The 20,513-nt window shown below is 58.4% G+C and carries 22 protein-coding genes; 18 read left to right on the top strand and 4 right to left on the bottom strand.

What is annotated here, in order from left to right:
- Window positions 1-11: 11 nt before the first annotated feature.
- Window positions 12-887, top strand: coding sequence for a 50S ribosomal protein L11 methyltransferase (locus tag WG622_RS07835; protein WP_339403085.1), 876 nt, complete (start codon window positions 12-14; stop codon window positions 885-887).
- A gap of 80 nt (window positions 888-967) precedes the next feature.
- The gene (locus WG622_RS07830; protein ID WP_339403084.1) at window positions 968-1,315 is read left to right on the top strand and encodes a hypothetical protein; all 348 of its coding nucleotides are present in this window, start codon (window positions 968-970) and stop codon (window positions 1,313-1,315) included.
- Window positions 1,316-1,393: 78 nt separating this feature from the next.
- Here WG622_RS07830 and WG622_RS07825 read toward each other — a convergent pair whose 3' ends face one another.
- Entirely contained in the window at window positions 1,394-1,591 is a 198-nt protein-coding gene (locus tag WG622_RS07825) for a DUF1127 domain-containing protein (RefSeq protein ID WP_339403083.1), read from the bottom strand.
- Window positions 1,592-1,883: 292 nt separating this feature from the next.
- On the opposite strand from WG622_RS07825, the gene ruvC reads away from it, so the two are divergent.
- The 16 genes from ruvC to folD all read left to right on the top strand — a co-directional run bounded on the left by ruvC (window position 1,884) and on the right by folD (window position 16,802).
- Complete coding sequence (gene ruvC, locus WG622_RS07820) at window positions 1,884-2,393, top strand: crossover junction endodeoxyribonuclease RuvC (protein ID WP_209355654.1); 510 nt, start codon at window positions 1,884-1,886, stop codon at window positions 2,391-2,393.
- The gene (gene ruvA, locus WG622_RS07815; RefSeq protein WP_339403082.1) at window positions 2,390-3,073 is read left to right on the top strand and encodes a Holliday junction branch migration protein RuvA; all 684 of its coding nucleotides are present in this window, start codon (window positions 2,390-2,392) and stop codon (window positions 3,071-3,073) included. The genes ruvC and ruvA overlap by 4 nt, the downstream gene beginning before the upstream one ends.
- A 3-nt stretch (window positions 3,074-3,076) precedes the next feature.
- A complete protein-coding gene (ruvB, locus tag WG622_RS07810) occupies window positions 3,077-4,102 on the top strand; it encodes a Holliday junction branch migration DNA helicase RuvB (protein ID WP_339403081.1) in 1,026 nt (341 codons plus the stop codon).
- 17 nt (window positions 4,103-4,119) lie between these two features.
- Window positions 4,120-4,773 carry a hypothetical protein gene (locus WG622_RS07805; RefSeq protein WP_339403080.1) on the top strand — a complete coding sequence of 218 codons (654 nt, stop codon included), beginning with the start codon at window positions 4,120-4,122 and terminating at the stop codon, window positions 4,771-4,773.
- 62 nt (window positions 4,774-4,835) lie between these two features.
- Window positions 4,836-5,222 carry a tol-pal system-associated acyl-CoA thioesterase gene (gene ybgC / locus WG622_RS07800; protein ID WP_209355658.1) on the top strand — a complete coding sequence of 129 codons (387 nt, stop codon included), beginning with the start codon at window positions 4,836-4,838 and terminating at the stop codon, window positions 5,220-5,222.
- Between the two features lie 122 nt (window positions 5,223-5,344).
- Complete coding sequence (gene tolQ / locus WG622_RS07795; RefSeq protein ID WP_339403079.1) at window positions 5,345-6,019, top strand: protein TolQ; 675 nt, start codon at window positions 5,345-5,347, stop codon at window positions 6,017-6,019.
- Window positions 6,020-6,022: 3 nt separating this feature from the next.
- Complete coding sequence (gene tolR / locus WG622_RS07790; RefSeq protein ID WP_339403078.1) at window positions 6,023-6,505, top strand: protein TolR; 483 nt, start codon at window positions 6,023-6,025, stop codon at window positions 6,503-6,505.
- Entirely contained in the window at window positions 6,489-7,592 is a 1,104-nt protein-coding gene (tolA, locus tag WG622_RS07785; protein WP_339403077.1) for a cell envelope integrity protein TolA, read from the top strand. The genes tolR and tolA overlap by 17 nt, the downstream gene beginning before the upstream one ends.
- Entirely contained in the window at window positions 7,589-8,920 is a 1,332-nt protein-coding gene (tolB, locus tag WG622_RS07780; RefSeq protein ID WP_339403076.1) for a Tol-Pal system beta propeller repeat protein TolB, read from the top strand. Before tolA ends, tolB begins: the two co-directional genes overlap by 4 nt.
- 84 nt (window positions 8,921-9,004) lie before the next feature.
- Window positions 9,005-9,508, top strand: a complete 504-nt coding sequence (gene pal, locus WG622_RS07775) for a peptidoglycan-associated lipoprotein Pal (protein WP_339403075.1) — start codon at window positions 9,005-9,007, stop codon at window positions 9,506-9,508.
- A 16-nt stretch (window positions 9,509-9,524) separates the two neighbouring features.
- The gene (gene ybgF / locus WG622_RS07770; RefSeq protein WP_339403074.1) at window positions 9,525-10,349 is read left to right on the top strand and encodes a tol-pal system protein YbgF; all 825 of its coding nucleotides are present in this window, start codon (window positions 9,525-9,527) and stop codon (window positions 10,347-10,349) included.
- Window positions 10,349-11,593: a tRNA lysidine(34) synthetase TilS gene (tilS, locus tag WG622_RS07765; RefSeq protein WP_339403073.1), complete on the top strand. Its 1,245-nt coding sequence runs from the start codon at window positions 10,349-10,351 to the stop codon at window positions 11,591-11,593. Before ybgF ends, tilS begins: the two co-directional genes overlap by 1 nt.
- Before the next feature lie 79 nt (window positions 11,594-11,672).
- On the top strand, window positions 11,673-13,589 hold the full coding sequence (gene ftsH / locus WG622_RS07760) for an ATP-dependent zinc metalloprotease FtsH (RefSeq protein WP_209355666.1): 1,917 nt from the start codon (window positions 11,673-11,675) through the stop codon (window positions 13,587-13,589).
- 249 nt (window positions 13,590-13,838) lie between these two features.
- Window positions 13,839-15,515, top strand: coding sequence for a formate--tetrahydrofolate ligase (locus WG622_RS07755; protein WP_339403072.1), 1,677 nt, complete (start codon window positions 13,839-13,841; stop codon window positions 15,513-15,515).
- A 54-nt stretch (window positions 15,516-15,569) separates the two neighbouring features.
- A complete protein-coding gene (locus tag WG622_RS07750; protein WP_339403071.1) occupies window positions 15,570-15,884 on the top strand; it encodes a chorismate mutase in 315 nt (104 codons plus the stop codon).
- Window positions 15,885-15,911: 27 nt separating this feature from the next.
- Window positions 15,912-16,802 (top strand): bifunctional methylenetetrahydrofolate dehydrogenase/methenyltetrahydrofolate cyclohydrolase FolD, encoded by an 891-nt coding sequence (gene folD, locus WG622_RS07745; protein WP_339403070.1) that lies wholly within the window; start codon window positions 15,912-15,914, stop codon window positions 16,800-16,802.
- Window positions 16,803-16,860: 58 nt separating this feature from the next.
- On the opposite strand, the gene WG622_RS07740 is transcribed toward folD, so the two are convergent.
- The 3 genes from WG622_RS07740 to WG622_RS07730 all read right to left on the bottom strand — a co-directional run bounded on the left by WG622_RS07740 (window position 16,861) and on the right by WG622_RS07730 (window position 20,481).
- A complete protein-coding gene (locus tag WG622_RS07740; RefSeq protein WP_339403069.1) occupies window positions 16,861-17,295 on the bottom strand; it encodes a PaaI family thioesterase in 435 nt (144 codons plus the stop codon).
- A 69-nt stretch (window positions 17,296-17,364) separates the two neighbouring features.
- Complete coding sequence (pdeM, locus tag WG622_RS07735) at window positions 17,365-18,027, bottom strand: ligase-associated DNA damage response endonuclease PdeM (RefSeq protein WP_339403068.1); 663 nt, start codon at window positions 18,025-18,027, stop codon at window positions 17,365-17,367.
- A gap of 42 nt (window positions 18,028-18,069) precedes the next feature.
- Window positions 18,070-20,481: a ligase-associated DNA damage response DEXH box helicase gene (locus WG622_RS07730; protein ID WP_339403067.1), complete on the bottom strand. Its 2,412-nt coding sequence runs from the start codon at window positions 20,479-20,481 to the stop codon at window positions 18,070-18,072.
- Window positions 20,482-20,513: the final 32 nt, after the last annotated feature.

Below are 20,513 nucleotides of genomic sequence, written 5' to 3'. Positions count from 1 at the left end.
AGAGGCCCCAAATGCCCACTTTCACAGCTCTGACCACCCTGACCGGCAAAGATAATGCTGACAAACTTGGCGAAGCGATGGAGAACCTTGATCCCATGCCAACCGGCGTGGGTGTGTTTGAAATCGAAGACGGGTCTGGGCTTTGGGAAGTCGGAGGCTATTTCACCGAAGCGCCGGACGAAGCCGGCTTGGCGCTTTTGGCGGCAGCCTTCGGCGCCAAGGATTTCGCGGTGAGCGAGCTGCCGGATACCGATTGGGTCGCCAAGGTCAAACGGGAGCTGTCTCCGGTGCAGGCGGGGCGGTTCTTTGTATACGGTAGCCATGACGCGGATCAGGTGCCAGAGGGATGCGAGCCTCTGCTGATTGAGGCAGCCATGGCCTTTGGCACCGGACATCATGGCACGACGCTGGGGTGTTTGCGCGCGCTGGATCGACTGGTGGACGGTGGTTTTCATGGCCATAACGTTGCGGATATCGGATGTGGTACAGCGGTTCTGGGTATGGCCGCCGCGCGGATCTGGCCGGAAACTGTTTTGGCCAGCGATATCGACCAGGTGGCTGTTGATGTGGCCGAAGCCAACGTCAAAGCCAATGATCTGGTCGGTCGTGTTATTTGCCTAGAGGCGGCCGGCTTTGGCCACGCGGATCTGCTGGCGAAAGCGCCCTTCGATCTGGTCTTTGCCAATATTCTGAAGGCTCCTTTGGTGATGCTGGCCCCTGATATGGGCCAGAACATCGCGCCAAAAGGCCACGCGATCCTTTCCGGCATTCTGAACGAGCAAGCTGACGAAGTCGTTGCGGCCTATGACGCAACCGGCTTTGATGTCACGCATCGCGAAGAGATCGGGGAATGGACCACGCTGACCCTCACACGCCGGGCGGACTAATCCCGGCTATTGCCTAAATCTCGCCACATTTGTCAGGCATACCGCGTCTCAGGCAGGGGCGCTGTCTGAGTATTGTTAACGTGGATATCCAACAGCAAGAATTCGAGTATCGTGTCAAGCGCTTGCGTCGCAAACGCTCTAAAGCCATGCGTTCAAATGCGCCGGCCTTCATCGATCAAGACGGCTATGTCATCGTGCAAGCCAAATCGCGCGCGCGGCGTGTGCCGTTTTTGGGAGTTTTTCTGTTGGCGCTCGGCTTTTTCGCGCTGAAAGGCCTGATGATTGCCGGGATCGGTGCAGATATCTATGCAATCCGTATTCAGGAACTCTTCACCAGTTCATCTATTGTCACTCAGATCGGCGCATGGACCATGCAGGGCGACGCTGTGTCACTGATGATGGCGGAAAACATCCAGAAAATTCTGTAATCCTTTCGGGCAAAGAAAAAGCCGCGGTTGAAATCTCAACCACGGCTTAACAACGACAGTGAAGGTCGGTTGTTTGCTTTAGAAGTCCGCGATGTTGCCGCGAGACAGGCCGATGTCAGCCAGCTCACGATCGGTCAGTTTGGACAGCTGCGCGCGGGTGCTGCGTGCTGCGTTCCACTGTGCGACAGTCGCGACGAGGGAGGAGAATGCAAACCCGATACGGCCGGAGAAACCAGCGTTGAGGGACTGCGCGGGGGTGTAGTCAAATGCGGCCATATCATACTTCCTTTTTTGGTCGGTGTTTCATTTGAGGTCGTCAGTAAGCCGCAGATAGTGTTAACAATTACCCCATGCAAATACCTTTTTTTCATAGCTGATATGCAGTTTTTGCATGTGTCAGATCGCGTGAATGAATTGCGGCATAGACTTGTAAAATTGCGACCGATTTGGGCGTTGATGATTTGGAAGCGACCCATGGATGTCGTAAATCGCTTGGCGCGTGTTCTTGTTTTGTGCTAGTGTTTTTGTAACGATCCGTGAGCGATCAGAGCAGGCACAGGAAAACATCATGCGAATTTTGGGAATCGACCCCGGTTTGCGCAACATGGGATGGGGAATTATCGACTCAGTTGGCAGCCGCCTTAGCCATGTCGCGAATGGGATTTGTCATTCAAAAGGCAGTGATGATCTGGCGCTGCGGCTGCATGATCTGCACCAGCAGCTGACGGATGTGATCCATCGCTATCAGCCGGATCATGCGGCTATTGAACAGACCTTTGTTAACAAAGATGCGGTGGCGACGTTGAAACTGGGCCAAGCACGCGGGATCGCGTTGTTGGTGCCCGCGCAAGCCGGTATAGAGATCGGTGAATATGCCCCCAACAAGGTGAAGAAAACCGTGGTTGGCGTGGGGCATGCGGAAAAGCATCAGGTGGAACATATGGTCAAACTGCAATTGCCCGGGGTTCAGATTGCTGGGGCGGATGCATCGGATGCCTTGGCCATCGCTATTTGCCACGCCCATTACGCGGGGGCATCGCGCGGGTTGGATCAGGCGCTGCGGCGGGCCTCGGCATGATTGGCAAGATTGCGGGGCGCGTCGACTATAAGGCGCTTGATCACGCTCTGATTGATGTGCGGGGCGTGGGTTACATCGTATATTGTTCCGAGCGCACGATGGCAGAATTGCCGCCTGCAGGCGAGGCAGTGGCGCTTTATACGGAACTCTTGGTGCGCGAAGACAATCTTCAGCTCTTTGGCTTCACGTCGCTGTTGGAAAAGGAATGGCACCGGTTGCTGATCTCCGTGCAAGGGATCGGGGCCAAGGCCTCTTTGGCGATCCTTGGGACCTTGGGGCCTGAAGGGGTCGGGCGCGCGATTGCTTTGGGCGATGTGACAGCGATCAAATCCGCGAAGGGCATCGGGCCGAAAACGGCGCAACGCGTGGTGCATGAGCTCAAAGACAAAGCACCAGCGGTCATGGCCTTGGGCGGCAGCCTGTCGGGTGCCGCGGGGGCGCCGGTTTCGGACGACGTGATTGAGGCACCCATTGCTTCACCGGCGGTCGCGAAACCTGCGTCAAAGGCGGCCGAGGGCAATGCGGCCGCACAGGCCGAGGCTCTGTCTGCTTTGGGCAATCTTGGCTACACGCCGGGCGATGCGGCGGGTGCTGTGGCGCAGGTGTCCGGAGAGATGCCAGAGGCGGATACGGCTGCATTGATTAAGGCGGCGTTGAAGCTGCTGGCTCCGAAAGGCTAGGGGATGAGTGAACCAGACCCAACTCTGCGCCCCGAAGCGCGCCCAGAGGATGCAGACCGCGCCTTGCGCCCGCAGGGCCTAGATGAATTCATCGGTCAGGCCGAAGCCCGCGCGAACCTGCGGATCTTTATTGAATCCGCGCGTCGTCGTGGTGAAGCCATGGACCATACGCTTTTCCACGGACCTCCGGGGCTTGGGAAAACCACCCTCGCGCAGATCATGGCCCGCGAGTTGGGCGTGAATTTCCGCATGACCTCGGGTCCGGTTTTGGCCAAAGCGGGCGATCTGGCCGCGATCCTCACCAATCTTGAGGCGCGCGATGTGCTCTTCATTGACGAGATCCATCGTCTCAACCCCGCCGTCGAAGAGGTGCTCTACCCCGCGATGGAGGATTTCGAGCTCGATCTGGTGATCGGTGAAGGCCCTGCTGCACGCACGGTCAGGATTGAACTGCAACCCTTCACTCTGGTCGGCGCGACCACGCGGCTTGGCTTGCTGACTACACCGCTTAGGGACCGTTTCGGCATTCCGACACGGTTGCAGTTCTACACCGAGGACGAACTCAACGAGATCGTGTCCCGCAACGCCCGCAAGCTCGCCGCACCTGCCGACGACAAAGGCTCTCGCGAGATCGCGCGGCGCGCGCGCGGGACGCCAAGGATCGCAGGACGGCTCTTGCGCCGCGTGGTGGACTTTGCGCTGGTGGAGGGCGATGGGCGGATCACGCAGGATCTGGCCGATGGCGCGCTCAATCGGTTGGGCGTGGATAATCTGGGCCTTGATGGCGCGGACCGCCGCTATCTGACCTTCATCGCGGAAAATTACGCAGGCGGGCCTGTCGGCGTGGAAACCATCTCGGCGGCGCTCAGCGAAAGTCGGGACGCCATTGAAGAGGTCATTGAACCCTTCCTCTTGCAACAGGGGCTTATTCAACGTACCCCCCGCGGGCGCATGCTGGCGCAGAAGGCCTGGACGCATCTGGGCCTCTCGGCACCTAAACCCCGTGCGCAGGATGATCTGTTCGAATAAACGCCCGGAGGCCTCTGATGAGCCTTTTTGCTGATCCTGCTGAGATCAAAACGCTGTTCACACGCCAAGACGGCTCTTATGCCTTCGCGCGCTGGGGCCGTCCGATTGCGCCAATTGTGTTCGGCGTGGATGACGCCACATTGCAGACGGTGAAAGGCGCGGTCGAGGCCGTGGTGACTTTGGCAGGCCATCAGATGGCCGAAACGGATCCCGAGCTTGGCTCAAACCTCATGTTCTTTTTCTTCCGCGATTGGGCGGAGCTGCTGGATGTACCGGATCTGGATCGCATGATCCCGGACCTCGCGCCCTTGGTGGAGCGTCTCAACAAAGCTGACGCCGCGCATTACCGTGCCTTTCGCTTTGACGACCAAAACGCGATCCAAGCCGCCTTTGTGTTTATCCGCATCGCTGGCGCCGCCGCCAAACAACCCGCCGAAGATCTTGCCCTCAGCCAGGCCGTGCAAATCATGCTGATGTGGGGCGATCAGGCCTTTGCGACGAAATCTCCGCTTGCCCTGATGCCGGGCCAAAACAGCGCAGTGCTGCGGCCAGAGATCGCGGGTGTCATCGCGGCCGCATATGACCGCATGATGCCCAGCTTTGCCGACGACAGCAGCCACGCCTTGCGCCTGTTTGCGCGCCTGCAAGCGCCCATCGTTAACCAGAGTTAACCAGAAATTCCTTGCAAAGCCGCCATGGCTTTTTTACCGCCTAACCAAGGGAGAGCGGTTTCATGCATGAGTTTCCAATTCGCGTCTACTACGAAGACACCGATATGGCAGGCATCGTCTATTACGCGAACTATCTGAAATTCATCGAACGCGCCCGCAGCGATTGGGTGCGTCAGAAGGGCGTCGATCAAAACGCCATGAAAGACGAGGACGGCGTGGTCTTTGCTGTGCGCAAGGTTGAAGCCGACTATCTGATGCCCGCGAAGTTTGACGACGAACTCTTGGTTGAGACCCGCGCCATTCAGGTCACCGGCGCTCGATTGGTCATGGAACAGATCGTCAAACGCGGCAATGAGCTGCTGTTTCAGGCCATCGTGACCATCGTTTGCGTGGGCGAAAACGGCCAGGCAGCCCGTTTGCCAGCAAATCTCCGCCTAATGCTGCATTGATTTCGGCAATTTTACCGATTTGAGGCGGAAGTCGTGGCTTTCCCCGTTCATCTTCTGTAGATTCTGCGCAAAATGGGTCCAAAGAGGCCACCGTAAAAGAACAGACGATAAAGAGCAGACTTATGGAAGCAGCCGTAGATTTCTCGATGTGGGGCCTATTCGCGCGCGCCACGCTGACTGTGAAACTGGTGATGGTGGTGTTGATCATCGCGTCCTTCTGGTCGTGGTCTGTGATCATTCAGAAACTGATGTCCTACCGTGTTGCGCGGCGCGAGGCTGCTCAGTTTGATCGGGCGTTTTGGTCGGGAGAGCCTCTGGATGCTCTTTATGAAGAGATGGGTCCCGATCCAGATGGCCGCTCAGCGCGGATCTTTGCGGCGGGGATGCTGGAATGGCATCGCAGTCATCGTCAAGACGGCGGGCTAATTGCCAATGCTACCAGCCGGATTGATCGGTCGATGGATGTGGCCGTCGCGAAAGAGGCCGAAGATCTGCAAAAGGGTCTGCCGATCCTTGCGACGATTGGCTCGACGGCACCCTTCGTGGGCCTCTTTGGCACCGTCTGGGGCATCATGAATGCCTTTATTGAGATTGCGGAACAACAGAACACCAACCTCGCCGTCGTGGCTCCGGGGATTGCTGAGGCACTCTTGGCGACAGGGCTTGGCCTCTTGGCCGCGATCCCTGCGGTGATTTTCTACAATAAACTCTCGGCAGACAGTGATCGCATCATCGCGGGCTATGAGGCCTTTATGGATGAATTCGCCACGATCCTCAGCCGTCAGTTGGACAGCTGATCCATGGGCGCTGGTGTCATCAAAAAAGAGGGCAGGGGGCGGCGGTCTCGACGCACCCGCAGCCAGCCGATGGCAGAGATCAACGTCACGCCTTTTGTGGATGTGATGCTGGTGCTTTTGATCATCTTTATGGTGGCGGCGCCCTTGTTGACGGTCGGCGTGCCGATTGAGCTACCAAAGACGGCAGCAAATCCTTTGCCGGGCGAACAGGAAGAGCCCCTGACCATTTCCGTCACGGCCGAAGGCACCGTTTTGATCCAGACGACCGAAACTCCAATGGCCGATCTTATCCCAAAATTGCGTGCCATCGCGGCTGAACGGGACTCAGATCGCGTCTATCTGCGCGCAGATGGCGCAATCCCCTATGAGGTAGTCGTGCAAGTTATGGGCGCGCTCAATGCCGGTGGCTTTAGTGACATCGGCCTGGTGACCGACATCGGAGGCCCGGGTTTGGATGGTGCGGGAACAGATGGCGAGAACGGCTGAAGCGCTCCCGCTCCATCTGGGGCATTATGTGTCGGGCAGCGCACATGTTCTGCTGATCGGCTGGGTGCTTTTTGGGGGCGTGTTTCGCTCGGCACCCGAACCCTTTGAAATCACCGGCGTTGAGATGATTTCCTTTGAGGAGTTTGACGCACTCTTTGCGCCGGAAAACGTCCCGTCGCCGGAAACCGCCGTGCAAACGCCCGTCGCGCCCGACGTGAGCGACGCGGCCCCCGCCCTGACGCCGACGCAAGATCCCCAGATCGAAACCGTGCCTGTGCCAGAGCCCACGCCGACCGTGCCAGATCCTGTGCCCGAGGTCGCACCACCAGCGCCGCCGTCTCCGATTATCCCCGACACACCCGTGGCCCCAGAGTTGCCAAGCATCGAGCCGCCCAGTAGCGCGCCAGAACAAGCCGTGCGACCCATCGCGCGGCCTGTGCGTCGCGTTGCGCCGACGCCCGTCGAGGCCCCAGATCCCGACCTGCGAATCGCAGAGATCGACCAAGCCCCGAGCGCACCGAGTGAGGACGCGGCCGCGACCGAAGAGGCCCCTGAGGCCACCGCGCGCGAAGAGGCCGCGACAGAAATCCCCACTGAGCCTCAGGATGTGGCTGCAGCCCCCACGACCTCGGTGCGTCCGCGCATCAGACCGCGCGGCGTGGCGCCCGCCGTGCCAACACCTGCGCCTGACACAACCAACGACAGCGTTGCTGCCGCTTTGGCTGAGGCGCAAGAGCAGGCTGAAACGCCCGCCCGCCCCAGCGGTCCGCAACTGTCCTTTGCTGAAAAAGAGTCCCTCAGGGTCTCGGTTCAGCAATGTTGGAACGTGGATGTGGGCAGTCAGGCCGCAAATGTGGTCGTGGTCTTGGGCATGTCACTGGATCGTGATGGTCGTGTGGTAGGCGGTACGTTAAGACTGCTGTCAGCAACCGGCGGCGACACCCGCGCCCAAAATGCAGCTTTTGAAGCCGCGCGGCGGGCGGTTTTGCGCTGTCAGCGTGGTGGATTTAATCTGCCGATTGAGAAATATGGCCATTGGCGTGATATAGAAATGACGTTCAATCCGGAGAAAATGAGACGTAGATGAAGACTTTCCTTAAATCATTGCTGTGCGCTTTGGCTCTTTTCCTGGGCGTAGCCCCGCTCGCGCAGGCCCAGAACGGTCCTCTCCGGATCGAAATCACCGATGGTGTGATTGAACCCTTGCCCTTCGCGGTGCCGAACTTTGTCGCCGAAACCATCGGCATGGAAGAGCTTGCGACCAACATCGCGCGCGTCGTTGCGGCGGATCTGAATGGCACGGGCCTCTTCCGCGAGATCCCAGAGAACGCCTTTATCAGCACGATCACGAATTTCTCCTCTCCGGTGCAATATTCTGACTGGAAGGCGATCAATGCGCAGGCGCTGATTTCCGGTGCGGTCAGCATGAACAATACGGGCGAGATGTCGGTGAAGTTCCGGGTTTATGACGTCTTCTCGGGCCAAGAGCTTGGCAATGGCCTGCGCTTCCGCGGCACCCGCGAGGGCTGGCGTCGGATTGCCCATAAGGTGGCCGATGCGGTCTATAGCCGGATCACCGGCGAAAGCGGCTATTTTGACAGCCGCGTCGTTTACGTCAGCGAAACTGGACCCAAGAACGAACGCCTAAAGCGCCTTGCGATCATGGATTATGACGGCGCGAACCTGCAGTTCCTGACGGACAGCAGCTCTATCGTGCTGGCCCCGCGCTTCTCGCCAAGTGGCGACCGCGTGCTTTATACATCTTATGAAACCGGCTTCCCGCGTGTGTTTGTTTTGGATGTGGGCTCTGCGACCCGTCGTGTGCTTGAGGATCAACCGGGCACCATGAGCTTCGCGCCGAGGTTCTCACCTGATGGAAACAGCGTTGTCTTCTCGATCACCGAGGGCGGCAACACCGATATCTATCTGATGGACATCAACAGCGGGTCTCGCAAACGCCTGACCAATGCGCCGTCAATCGAAACTGCTCCGTCGTTCAGCCCGGATGGCAAGCGGATCGTCTTTGAAAGCGACCGGTCGGGTAGCCAGCAGCTCTATATCATGTCTGCAAATGGCGGGCAGGCGCAGCGGATCAGCTTTGGGCAAGGGCGCTACGGCACGCCGGTCTGGAGCCCGCGGGGCGATCTTGTGGCCTTTACCAAACAGAACAAAGGCCGTTTCCACATCGGTGTCATGCGCGTGGATGGCTCGGAAGAACGTCTTTTGACCGCGAGTTTCTTGGATGAGGGCCCGACCTGGTCCCCCAATGGGCGTGTGATCATGTTCACCCGCGAAACGCAGGGCGCGAATGGATCGGCGTCGCTGTATTCGGTGGATGTCTCAGGGCGCAATCTCAAGCCAGTGCGCACGCAGGGCGGGGGGTCTGATCCCAGTTGGTCGCCGCTACAACAGTAAAGATATTCAGGAATGCCGGACTATGATAAGCTTGCAGCAAATCCTTAGATCCGGTCTGAGTGAGAAAAGAAGCGAGGGGTAAAGATGAGCAGCATGAAACTGACAGCCGCTTTGGCGGCGAGCTTGGCGCTGAGCGCCTGTACGGACGCTGGCCAATTCGGCGGTGGAGGCCTGTTTGGCGGCAATCGCCCCGCGGACGATACCCAATTCGGTGATCCGACAAGCCCCAGCTATTTCCAGCAGGCCATTGGCGACCGCGTGTTGTTCCCGGTGGATCAGGCCGTTCTGACAGACGAAGGCCGCGCGATCCTTGATGCGCAAGCAGGCTGGCTTGCCGTGAATTCTGACTATGTCGCCATCATCGAAGGCCATGCCGACGAGCAAGGTACGCGTGAATACAACCTCGCGCTGGGGGCGCGTCGCGCCAATGCGGTGCGCGAATATCTCTTGTCCAAAGGCGTCGCCGGCGTCCGTCTGCGCACCGTCAGCTACGGCAAAGAGCGCCCGATCGAGATCTGTTCGGCGGAAGCCTGCTATGAACAGAACCGCCGCGCAGTGACTGTCATTTCAGGCGGTCTCAGCAGCTAAGTTAAGGAATTTCGCCATGCGTTTCATTGCAGTCGCAGCTTTTGTGCTATGCTCTTTCGCTCCTGCGACGGTCTCGGCCCAGCAAGAAGAAACCTTGGCGGATATTCGTCAGCAGCTCTCGATCCTGTTTGTGGACGTACAGCGGCTGAAGAGGGAGTTGTCGACGACTTTGGCCCCGCGTGGGTCCGAGAACGAGGTGTCCGTTCTGTCGCGCATTGACGCGATTGAGCTGGAACTGCAGCGTTTGACCGGCAAGACGGAACAGCTGGAATTCCGTATCGAGCGGATCGTGAAAGACGGGACTAACCGGATTGGCGATCTTGAATTCCGCCTTGTCGAACTAGAAGGCGGCGACGTCAGCCAATTGGGCGAAACCACCACTCTGGGTGGCGACGTCGCGGGCACAATCGATCATCTTGAGGACACGGGGTCAGGCGACGGAGTCCCAACCGAATTGGCCGTGGGCGAAGAAGCGGATTTCCAGCGCGCTTATGATGCGCTGGATTCCGGGGATTTCCTTGCCGCCGCTGATCAATTCCGCGCCTTTAACGAAACCTATCCCGGTAGCCCTCTTTCTGCCGAAGCGTTTTTGCGTCAGGGCGAGGCTCTAGAGGGATCAGGCGCAACCGCAGATGCGGCGCGGGCCTATCTGGAAAGCTATTCCGGCCATCCCAACAACTACACGGCACCCGAAGCCTTGTTCCGCCTGGGAACGGCTCTTGGCAAGCTGGGTCAAACCCGCGAGGCCTGTGTGACGCTCAACGAGGTCGGTGTGCGCCATCCGGGCGACAGTTTCGTCGGTGATGCTCAAGCCGAGATGCAAAGGCTGCAATGTAGCTGATGCGCGACAGCAAGACGATTTTAACGAAAATCGCCAGTCGAGTGCCTGCTGAAGGCGCGATTGGCGTGGCCGTGTCAGGCGGCGGGGATTCCCTTGCGCTCTTGCTGGCCTTGCAGGAAATCGCAGAGACCACGGGGCAACAGATCGAGGCCATGACAGTCGATCACGGCCTGCGCGCCGAAGCGGCTGCCGAGGCGGATTACACCCGCAAAGTCTGTGTCAAACTGGGCATTCCCCACGCAACGGCGCGTTGGACGGGCTGGGGCGGGGAAGGCAACTTGCAGGATGCCGCGCGGCAAGGCCGGTATCGTTTGATTGCGGAGTGGGCCGAGCGTCGCAAACTGGCTGCGGTCTGCATTGGTCATACACAGGACGACGTGGCCGAGACTTTTGTCATGCGTCTGGGTCGCGAAAGCGGTGTCGACGGGCTGGCCAAAATGGCCGAGCGTTTCACGCGCCACGACGTGCAATTCTTGCGCCCAATGCTAGACATCGAACGTTCTGAACTGCGCGATTATCTGAAACGGCGCGGTGTTGATTGGGTCGATGATCCCTCAAACGACAACGAAGATTTTGACCGCGTCCGCATCCGCCGCGCGCTTGAGGTTTTGAAGGACGTCGGCATCTCGTCGGAAAACCTTGCTGCGGTGGCCGAGAACATGAGCCAAGTGCGCGACGTCATGAAAGATCGCGCTGCGGATTTCGCGGCTCGGGTGGCACGTCAGGACAAGGGTGATTTGGTATTGGATCTGGAGGGCTTTAAGGCCGCGCCCTATGAATTGCGTCGTCGCCTATTGAATGACGCGTTGGGCTGGGTGTCTCCAACACCGTATCCTGTGCGCCGAGGCACGTTGAGCGAGCTTGATCAGGCGATTTCCGAAGGTCGGAATTTCTCTTGTAATGGCTGTATCATTCAGCTGACCGCAAAATCGGCCCGCATTCTGCGCGAATTCAATGCCGTGCGCGAGCTGGTGGAATTTGCACCAAACTGGGATCGTTGGCACCTTGAAGGCCCTTGGACTGTGGGTCTCAAAGTCACCGCTTTGGGTGAACCAAGCCTTGCCGGATTGGACGATTGGCGCGCCTCAGGCGTCACGCGACAATCCTTGATGGCCTCGCCTGCCGTGTGGAAAGGCGACGAGTTGATCGCGGTTCCCTTGGCAAACTATGGCGAAGGGTGGACGTTAAACCTGCGTGAACCCGAATTTCACAAGTTTATGCTAGGATCCGCCTATTCGCATTGAACCTTGCGGCGTGATGTCTATTTATCACCCATGGAGGCTGTGATAGACACGGCTCCAACCGAATTTTAGGAGAATTGCCTTGGGCAACGCACGTAATATCGCTTTCTGGGTTGTGCTCTTCCTGCTGATCCTCGCGCTCTTCAATCTGCTAAGTGGCAACAGCAGCACCCTGCAAAGCCGTGAAATTGGCTATTCCGACTTTGTCGCCTCCGTCGAGGAGGGGACTGTCACCAGCGTCACCTTGGATGGCGAAAAGGTTGTGTATCGCACAGCAGACGGCACGGATTATGTCACCATCGCGCCCGAAGACGCCCGCGTGACCGAGCTTTTGCTGGCCCAGGACGTGCCTGTGAAAGCCGAGGCGCAAGAGCAATCGGGCTTCCAGGCCTTTATCCTTAGCCTGCTGCCTTTCCTTCTGCTGATCGGTGTTTGGATCTATTTCATGAACCGCATGCAGGGCGGTGGCAAAGGCGGCGCGATGGGCTTTGGCAAATCCAAAGCCAAGATGCTGACCGAAAAGCATGGCCGCGTGACCTTTGATGATGTCGCGGGCATCGATGAAGCGAAAGAAGAGCTCGAAGAGATTGTTGAGTTCCTGCGCAACCCTCAGAAATTCTCCCGCCTCGGCGGCAAGATCCCTAAGGGCGCGTTGCTCGTAGGGCCTCCGGGCACTGGTAAAACCCTGCTGGCGCGCGCGATTGCGGGTGAGGCGGGTGTGCCGTTCTTCACAATCTCTGGTTCTGACTTTGTTGAGATGTTCGTGGGTGTGGGTGCCTCTCGTGTCCGTGACATGTTCGAGCAAGCCAAGAAAAACGCGCCTTGTATCGTGTTCATCGACGAGATCGACGCCGTGGGTCGCCATCGTGGCGCAGGCTATGGCGGCGGCAATGACGAGCGTGAACAGACGCTCAACCAGCTGCTTGTCGAGATGGACGGTTTTGAAGCCAACGAAGGCGTGATCATTCTGGCCGCGACCAACCGGAAAGACGTGCTGGACCCAGCGCTGCTGCGCCCGGGCCGTTTTGACCGGAACGTCACCGTTGGCAATCCTGACATCAAAGGCCGTGAAAAGATCCTTGGCGTGCATGCGCGCAAGACGCCTCTGGGCCCAGACGTCGACCTGCGCATCATTGCGCGCGGTACGCCCGGTTTCTCAGGTGCGGATCTCGCGAACCTTGTGAATGAGGCCGCGCTGATGGCTGCCCGTGTAGGACGCCGCTTCGTCACAATGGAGGATTTTGAATCCGCCAAAGATAAGGTGATGATGGGGGCCGAGCGCCGCTCGATGGTTCTGACGCAGGATCAGAAAGAAAAGACCGCCTATCACGAAGCGGGCCACGCTGTTGTCGGCCTGAAGCTGCCGGAATGTGATCCTGTCTATAAGGCGACGATCATCCCGCGCGGTGGCGCTTTGGGCATGGTCGTGTCCCTGCCTGAAATGGACCGTCTGAACTACCACAAAGAGGAATGTAAGCAGAAGCTGGCCATGACCATGGCGGGTAAGGCTGCTGAGATCATCAAATACGGTGAGGACAATGTGTCCAACGGGCCTGCGGGCGATATCATGCAAGCCAGCCAATTGGCGCGCGCGATGGTTCTGCGTTGGGGCATGTCCGATAAGGTCGGCAACATCGACTATGCCGAGGCACATGAGGGCTATTCCGGCAATACCGGCGGTTTCTCTGTGTCGGCCAATACCAAAGAGCTGATCGAAGAAGAGGTCCGCGCCTTTATCCAAGGCGGCTATGACCGCGCCTACGAAATTCTGACCAAATACAAGGATGAGTGGGAACGTCTGGCGCAAGGCCTGTTGGAATACGAAACCCTGACGGGCGAAGAAATTCAGCGCGTCATGAACGGCGAGCCTCCGCAAGCGTCCGATGATGACGAAGGCTCAGCACCCAGTGCTGAGGACAAGCCATCAGTGACGGCGATCCCGAAAACCAAGCCGCGCAATAAGCCGGATGGCGGGATGGAGCCTGAGCCGACCGCCTAACGCGCTCGACAAGCAAAACAAATAAACCGGTGCTCGCATGAGCTCCGGTTTTTTGTTTGCGAAAGCATGGTGATCCAGACCGCTTGTTTGGCATAGGACGCGAAATGAGATTTCCGTTTCCCAAACGAAACCCCATCTATCGCGCAAGACGCAAGAATGCTTGTTTGTGTCGGAAATGCTCCGTGTACCGAGGCATTCTGTCGCTATTAATCGAGTCAAACACCACCTTTAGCGACTGGAAAGACCGCCATGGGATATAAATCAGACATCGAAATCGCACGCGAAGCGAACAAGAAACCGATCATGGAGATCGGCGCCAAGCTGGGCATGGAACCAAATGACCTGCTGCCCTATGGCCACGACAAAGCCAAGGTCAGCCAAGAGTTCATCAACTCGGTTCAGGGCAAAGAGGACGGCAAGCTGATCCTCGTAACCGCGATCAACCCGACCCCAGCGGGCGAAGGCAAGACCACCACCACCGTGGGTCTGGGCGACGGTCTGAACGCCATCGGCAAAAACGCGATGATCTGTATCCGCGAAGCGTCTTTGGGCCCGAACTTCGGCATGAAGGGCGGCGCGGCAGGCGGCGGTTACGCGCAGGTTGTGCCAATGGAGGAAATGAACCTCCACTTCACCGGCGACTTCCACGCAATCACCTCGGCGCACTCTTTGCTGTCGGCGATGATCGACAACCACATCTATTGGGGCAACGAGCAAGAGATCGACACCCGCCGTGTGGCATGGCGTCGTGTGGTCGACATGAACGACCGCGCGCTGCGTCAGATCACAGCGTCTCTGGGTGGCGTGTCCAACGGCTTCCCACGCGAGACCGGTTTTGACATCACCGTGGCCTCTGAGGTTATGGCGATCCTCTGCCTGGCAACCGACCTTGCGGATCTGGAGAAGCGTCTGGGCGACATCATCGTGGCCTACCGCCGCGACAAGACGCCGGTTTATTGCCGTGACATCAAAGCCTCCGGCGCGATGACTGTTCTGCTGAAAGATGCAATGCAGCCAAACCTCGTGCAGACGCTGGAAAACAACCCGGCCTTCGTCCACGGCGGCCCATTCGCGAATATCGCGCACGGCTGTAACTCTGTTATCGCCACCAAAACCGCGCTGAAAGTGGCGGATTACGTTGTGACCGAGGCGGGCTTTGGCGCGGACCTTGGTGCCGAGAAGTTCATGAACATCAAATGCCGCAAAGCAGGCCTTGCACCGGATTGTGTGGTGCTGGTGGCGACTGTGCGCGCGATGAAAATGAACGGCGGCGTGGCAAAGGCGGATCTCGGCGAAGAGAACGTCGCAGCGGTTCAAGACGGCTGCGCGAACCTTGGCCGTCACATCGGCAACGTCAAATCCTTCGGCGTGCCTGTGGTCGTCGCGATCAACCACTTTGTCACCGACACCGACGCCGAAGTTGCGGCTGTGAAGGAATACGTTGAAGGCCAAGGGTCTGAAGCGATCCTGTGTCAGCACTGGGCGCATGGTTCTGAAGGCACCAAGGAACTTGCGACCCGTGTGGCAGAGATCGCAGACTCCGGCGTCAGCCAATTTGCACCGCTCTATCGCGACGACATGCCTCTGTTTGAGAAAATCGAGACCATCGCGAAGCGCATCTACCGTGCGGACGAAGTTCTGGCCGACGCAAAGATCCGCAACCAGCTGCGCGAGTGGGAAGAGGCCGGCTATGGCAACCTGCCGGTCTGTATGGCGAAGACACAGTACAGCTTCTCGACCGACCCGAATCTGCGCGGCGCGCCTGTGGGTCACTCTGTGCCAGTGCGTGAGGTTCGCCTTTCTGCCGGTGCCGGTTTCATCGTCGTTGTCTGCGGTGAGATCATGACCATGCCAGGCCTGCCACGCAAACCGGCGGCCGAGACGATTTGCCTCAATGCAGATGGTGAAATCGAGGGCTTGTTCTAAGTTGAAAAATGCGCTCTCTGCGGCCACATAAAGAGTGGCCGCAGGAGACTCCCAATGACGACGCTGAAATCCCCTCAAGACTGTCAGAACATGCAGGAATTGCGGGAGGCCATCGATGGTCTGGATCGTCACTTGGTCGAGCTTTTGGTGGCGCGTGCGGGCATGATCGACCGCGCAATCGAGCTCAAACAGATAAACGGCTGGCCCGCCCGCATTCCCGAACGTGTGGAAGAGGTGGTTAGCAAGGTCAAAGCAACCTCGGCAACTGCGGGACTAGACCCCCAACTGACCGAGGATTTGTGGCGACGGCTGATAGATTGGTCCATTGCGCGCGAGGCGCAGGTGATCAAAGAGAACGCAGAGGCCTAGCCTCTTAGACTGTGGGGGACTGACAAGATGGCAGCTCAGATTATCGACGGCAAAGCCTTTGCCGCAACCGTGCGTGAAAAAGTGGCAGGCCATGTGGCGCGGCTGAAAGAAGAAAACGGCATCACGCCGGGCTTGGCTGTGGTTCTGGTCGGTGAAGACCCAGCAAGCCAGGTCTATGTGCGCTCTAAGGGCAAGCAGACCGTTGAGGCGGGCATGAATTCCTATGAGCACAAGCTGGACGCGGATACTTCTGAAGAGGATCTGCTGGCCGTTGTGAACCAGTTGAACAATGATCCGAATGTGCATGGCATTCTGGTGCAGTTGCCATTGCCGGGGCACCTGAACGAAGATCTGATCATCAACTCCATTGATCCGGCCAAAGATGTGGATGGGTTCCATATTTCCAACGTTGGTCTGCTGGGGACTGGTCAGAAATCTATGGTACCTTGTACTCCGCTCGGTTGTTTGATGATGCTGCGCGATCACCATGGGTCTCTGTCTGGTATGGATGCGGTTGTGATTGGCCGCTCCAACATCGTTGGCAAACCAATGGCGCAGCTTTTGCTGGGCGATAGTTGCACAGTGACCATCGCACATAGCCGCACCAAAGACCTGCCAGACGTGGTACGTCGTGCGGATATCGTTGTGGCCGCTGTGGGCCGTCCTGAAATGGTCCCCGGTGACTGGATCAAAGAAGGCGCGACCGTGATTGATGTGGGCATCAACCGCATCGAGCGTGACGGTAAAAACAAGCTTGTGGGCGACGTGGATTACGCATCCGCAGTCGAGCGTGCAGGGGCGATCACCCCAGTGCCGGGTGGCGTGGGTCCAATGACCATTGCCTGCCTCTTGGCGAACACGGTCACGGCTTGCTGCCGCGCAAACGGCCTGGCCGAGCCCGAAGGGCTCACCGCTTAAGCTTTTTCTTTGAAAGAAAAAAGACGTCGGATCCTTTCAAAGGATCCGCGCAGGCGGCCTAGGTCTTTGGATGGGCCGCCACCATTGTTCCCATTAAAATCGCGACGTGGATCGGGGCTTTCCCGTCACTCTCGCTGTAGACATCGGCCTGCGTGACGATCAGCCGCTTGCCGGGCTTGATCACACGCCCAACCGCACGAAGCCTTTGGCCTGCGGCGGGGGCAAGCAGGTTGATCTTCATCTCGGTCGTTAACACGTTGCCCTCCAAAGTCATGGTCGTAGCAGCGGCAAAGCCCGCTGCTGTGTCCCCCAGCGCAAAGGTCAGGCCCGCATGACCAACGCCATTGTGCTGTAAAAACGCCTCGCCCAGCGGCGCGGTGATTTCGGCACGGCCCAATTCGACCCCATGAATTTCCGCGCCAATCGTCTTCATAAAGGCCTGTGCATAAAAGGCTGCACGGATTTTCTCTTCGACAATTGGATCAAGGGACATAGGACACCTGCTGTTCGTAATCCCTTAGAGCATGCCGATCTGATCAGAGGTCACAACGAGAGCGTCGCGTCACTTTGGCAGCGGAACGATCCTTGGTGTCTGTCCCGTGACGATGGCTTGCGCCTCAGGGCGCATCAGGCTTTTCAGCGCGTCATCAGAGCTGCGCAATCCGCCGGTATAGGTGCCATAAGACGGCATGATGATCCGGTCGGAATCAAACAGGAACGCGGGTCTGGAAATCGATCTAAGGCGGGTCTGCACACGCACTTTGGGATGATAGTGCCCTGAAATTTCTCCACTTTTCCCCTGCTGAGCTATGTGGCGGAAGGTGAGCGGGGGCAACGGCAGCTCGGCCAAATGGCTGCCCGGCAATTGCACGGGCCCCGGATCATGGTTGCCTTCAATCCAGATCCAACGGCGGCCTGCTTGCAGGCGGTGGATCCAGTTGGTCTCGGCCTCCGGCAACTCGTCCAGAACCTCTAGATCGTCAAAACTGTCGCCCAGACAGACCACAATCGCAGCCTGCGTTTGTTGCAGATCATGTTCCAAGCGGATCAACGTATCTTGCGTGTCATAGGGCGGCAGTACCTGCCCAGACAGGCGCGCGAGACGTTCTGATTTACCAAGATGAAGGTCGGAAACACAAAGCAGGCGTTTTTCCTGCCACCAAAGCGCGCCTGACCCAAGGGCCGTCAGCTGTGCGCCTGCCAAAGAAAATTCCAAGCCGTTCATAAGTCATAGGTGACCTAAATCGGGGGTAGTGGCAAGCAGGGATCAGTTAATTTTTGCAAGGCCTGAAGCCTCCATCAATCTGGCCTCTTCCTCTGCCAAAAGCCGTTCTTCCGCAGCACCCGAAACCGAGACCTTGCCGACCTCTAAAAACAATGGCGCCGCCAGCGGTGTCACACGATCCAAAACCACATGATCGATGCGGCCTTCTATCCGCGCCAGCATCTCTTCGATGCGCGCGAAATCCACGAGGCCGCGCATGGCTTCTTCTCGGGTGATCTGCATCAACACGTGATCAGGGTCATACTTCAGCAAAGTGTCATAGAGGATATCGCTGGAAAACGTTGCTTGCCGGCCGGTCTTGCGCTTGCCGGGCAGGTTGCGGTCAATGAGGCCCGCGATGGTGGCCACGCCGCGAAACGTGCGTTTCATCAGCGCGTTTTCAGCAAGCCAGCCGTCCAAGCCGTCGCGCAACTCCTTTGGGTCCAGAAGGGGTCGCGGGTCGCTCACGTGATCCAACCCCCAGATCAAGGTGGCGTAATCGGTGGCGACAAAGCCCATTGGAGCGAGCCCCAGGTCTTCCATCCGCTTCGTCAGCAATAGCCCTAGTGTTTGCTGCGCATTGCGGCCCGCAAATCCGTAAACACACAGGTTTTGGCGATCATCATTCGGAAAGCTTTCAACCAACAGACGCCCGGGTTGTGGCAGTCTCGACATCTTGGTTTGTAGATGCAGCCAGTCGCTCGTGTGCTGGGGTAGTTCGGGCCAATCTCCTTTGTCAAACAATCGCAAAATGCGCTGGGACAATTGGGTTGAGGTCGAGAATTTCGACCCCGAGAACACCGCCACTTTGGGTTTGCGACCGCGATTGCGCGAGACTTCGACGGTCATCTCGCGCAGACCTTCATAGCGCACGATCTGCCCACCGATCAGAAAGGTGTCGCCGGTGGTGAGTGAGGCGGCAAAGGCTTCTTCGATCTCGCCCAACGGCTTGCCGCCGCGGGACCGGCCCATGCGCACTTTCAACAGGTCGCTGTCTTGAATAGTGCCCGCATTCATGCGGATCTTGGCCGCCGAACGTGGATCGCGCAGATGCCATGTTCCGTCCGGCGCCTGTTTTAACCGTTGCCACTGATCATACGCCCGCAGCGCATAGCCACCGGTTGCACAGAACGTCAGACAAAGGTCGAAATCAGCTCGGGACAGATCAGCGAAGGCCCCGGCCGAGGTCATTTCGGCGAAGAGTGCGTCCGCATCAAACGACCCCGCCGCCGCACGCAGCATGATATGTTGGCACAAGACGTCCCGAGGCCCAGCCCCTCGCGTTTCCCCATCCAGATCGTTTTCCTGCACCGCCTGAAGAGCTGCCACGCATTCAATGACCTCAAATCGGTTCGCAGGCACCAGTATGGCTTTTGACGGCGCATTATAGCGGTGATTGGCCCGCCCGATACGTTGCACCAGTCGTTTGACGTTCTTGGGCGCGCCGACCTGAATGACGAGACCCACATCGCCCCAGTCGATTCCCAGATCCAAACTGCCCGTGCAAACAATCGCCCGCAACTCGCCGCGCACCATCGCGGCTTCGACCTTTAGGCGTTGCTCTCGGTCCAAGCTGCCATGGTGGATGCCGATAGGCAGAGCTTCGTCATTGGCCAGCCACAGGTTGTGAAAGAAAATTTCGGCCTGCGCGCGGGTATTGTGAAAGATCAGCGTGGTCTTGTGTTTCTTGACCTCGTTCAGAACCGCCGGGATCGCGTAGGCCGCGCCGCCTCCGGACCAGGGTGGGGCCTCGTCGGTCTGCAGCATCGAGATATCAGGGGCAGGGCCAGGGTCTGCGGTCAGGATCTCGCAAGGGTCTGGGTTTTTGGCCAAGAGCTTCGCGATGTCGTCTGGTCGATCAACAGTCGCCGAAAGGCCAACACGTTTCATATCGGGGCACAGCGCTTGCAGGCGCGCCAGTGCCAGCATCAGTTGGTCGCCCCGCTTGCTTTCTGCCAAAGCATGGATTTCATCGACGACAACCCGCTTGAGGCCCCGGAAAATGTGGGGCGCGTCCTCGTAACTGGTAAGCAGAGCAAGGCTTTCCGGCGTCGTCAGCAGAATATGCGGCGGATCAGCCCGCTGGCGTTTCTTGCGCATTCCAGAGGTGTCGCCCGTGCGCTCTTCGACCCGAATGGGCAGTCCGATCTCTGAAATCGGTGTGCTGAGATTGCGTTGAATATCGCTCGCAAGCGCCTTGAGCGGGGAAACATAGAGCGTATGCAGCCCCTCATGCGTCCCATCTGCCAGATCGACCAATGTGGGCAGGAACCCAGCCAGGGTCTTGCCGCAGCCCGTCGGGGCAATCAACAAAAGGGCGGGGGCATCCCGTTGGTCCAGCATCTGCAATTGATGTGGATGGGCCGCCCAGCCTCGGCTGGCAAACCAGTCGTTGAATGCCGATGGAAGCGTCATAGCTGCGCGTAAGACCTTTGACGGTTGAGCTA

Source organism: Cognatishimia coralii (assembly GCF_037478305.1).
In the GTDB taxonomy this organism is placed as follows: Bacteria; Pseudomonadota; Alphaproteobacteria; order Rhodobacterales; family Rhodobacteraceae; genus Cognatishimia; species Cognatishimia coralii.
This window is presented reverse-complemented; position numbering and strand designations above follow the sequence as displayed.

Excerpts from the sequence above, each read along its gene's own strand:
- WG622_RS07835 (WP_339403085.1), top strand. The coding sequence starts at position 12 with ATGCCCACTTTCACAGCTCTGACCACCCTGACCGGCAAAGATAATGCT.
- WG622_RS07825 (WP_339403083.1), bottom strand. The coding sequence starts at position 1,591 with ATGGCCGCATTTGACTACACCCCCGCGCAGTCCCTCAACGCTGGTTTC.
- ruvC (WP_209355654.1), top strand. The coding sequence starts at position 1,884 with ATGCGAATTTTGGGAATCGACCCCGGTTTGCGCAACATGGGATGGGGA.
- ruvA (WP_339403082.1), top strand. The coding sequence starts at position 2,390 with ATGATTGGCAAGATTGCGGGGCGCGTCGACTATAAGGCGCTTGATCAC.
- ruvB (WP_339403081.1), top strand. The coding sequence starts at position 3,077 with ATGAGTGAACCAGACCCAACTCTGCGCCCCGAAGCGCGCCCAGAGGAT.
- WG622_RS07805 (WP_339403080.1), top strand. The coding sequence starts at position 4,120 with ATGAGCCTTTTTGCTGATCCTGCTGAGATCAAAACGCTGTTCACACGC.
- ybgC (WP_209355658.1), top strand. The coding sequence starts at position 4,836 with ATGCATGAGTTTCCAATTCGCGTCTACTACGAAGACACCGATATGGCA.
- tolQ (WP_339403079.1), top strand. The coding sequence starts at position 5,345 with ATGGAAGCAGCCGTAGATTTCTCGATGTGGGGCCTATTCGCGCGCGCC.
- tolR (WP_339403078.1), top strand. The coding sequence starts at position 6,023 with ATGGGCGCTGGTGTCATCAAAAAAGAGGGCAGGGGGCGGCGGTCTCGA.
- tolA (WP_339403077.1), top strand. The coding sequence starts at position 6,489 with ATGGCGAGAACGGCTGAAGCGCTCCCGCTCCATCTGGGGCATTATGTG.
- tolB (WP_339403076.1), top strand. The coding sequence starts at position 7,589 with ATGAAGACTTTCCTTAAATCATTGCTGTGCGCTTTGGCTCTTTTCCTG.
- pal (WP_339403075.1), top strand. The coding sequence starts at position 9,005 with ATGAGCAGCATGAAACTGACAGCCGCTTTGGCGGCGAGCTTGGCGCTG.
- ybgF (WP_339403074.1), top strand. The coding sequence starts at position 9,525 with ATGCGTTTCATTGCAGTCGCAGCTTTTGTGCTATGCTCTTTCGCTCCT.
- tilS (WP_339403073.1), top strand. The coding sequence starts at position 10,349 with ATGCGCGACAGCAAGACGATTTTAACGAAAATCGCCAGTCGAGTGCCT.
- WG622_RS07755 (WP_339403072.1), top strand. The coding sequence starts at position 13,839 with ATGGGATATAAATCAGACATCGAAATCGCACGCGAAGCGAACAAGAAA.
- WG622_RS07750 (WP_339403071.1), top strand. The coding sequence starts at position 15,570 with ATGACGACGCTGAAATCCCCTCAAGACTGTCAGAACATGCAGGAATTG.
- folD (WP_339403070.1), top strand. The coding sequence starts at position 15,912 with ATGGCAGCTCAGATTATCGACGGCAAAGCCTTTGCCGCAACCGTGCGT.
- WG622_RS07740 (WP_339403069.1), bottom strand. The coding sequence starts at position 17,295 with ATGTCCCTTGATCCAATTGTCGAAGAGAAAATCCGTGCAGCCTTTTAT.
- pdeM (WP_339403068.1), bottom strand. The coding sequence starts at position 18,027 with ATGAACGGCTTGGAATTTTCTTTGGCAGGCGCACAGCTGACGGCCCTT.
- WG622_RS07730 (WP_339403067.1), bottom strand. The coding sequence starts at position 20,481 with ATGACGCTTCCATCGGCATTCAACGACTGGTTTGCCAGCCGAGGCTGG.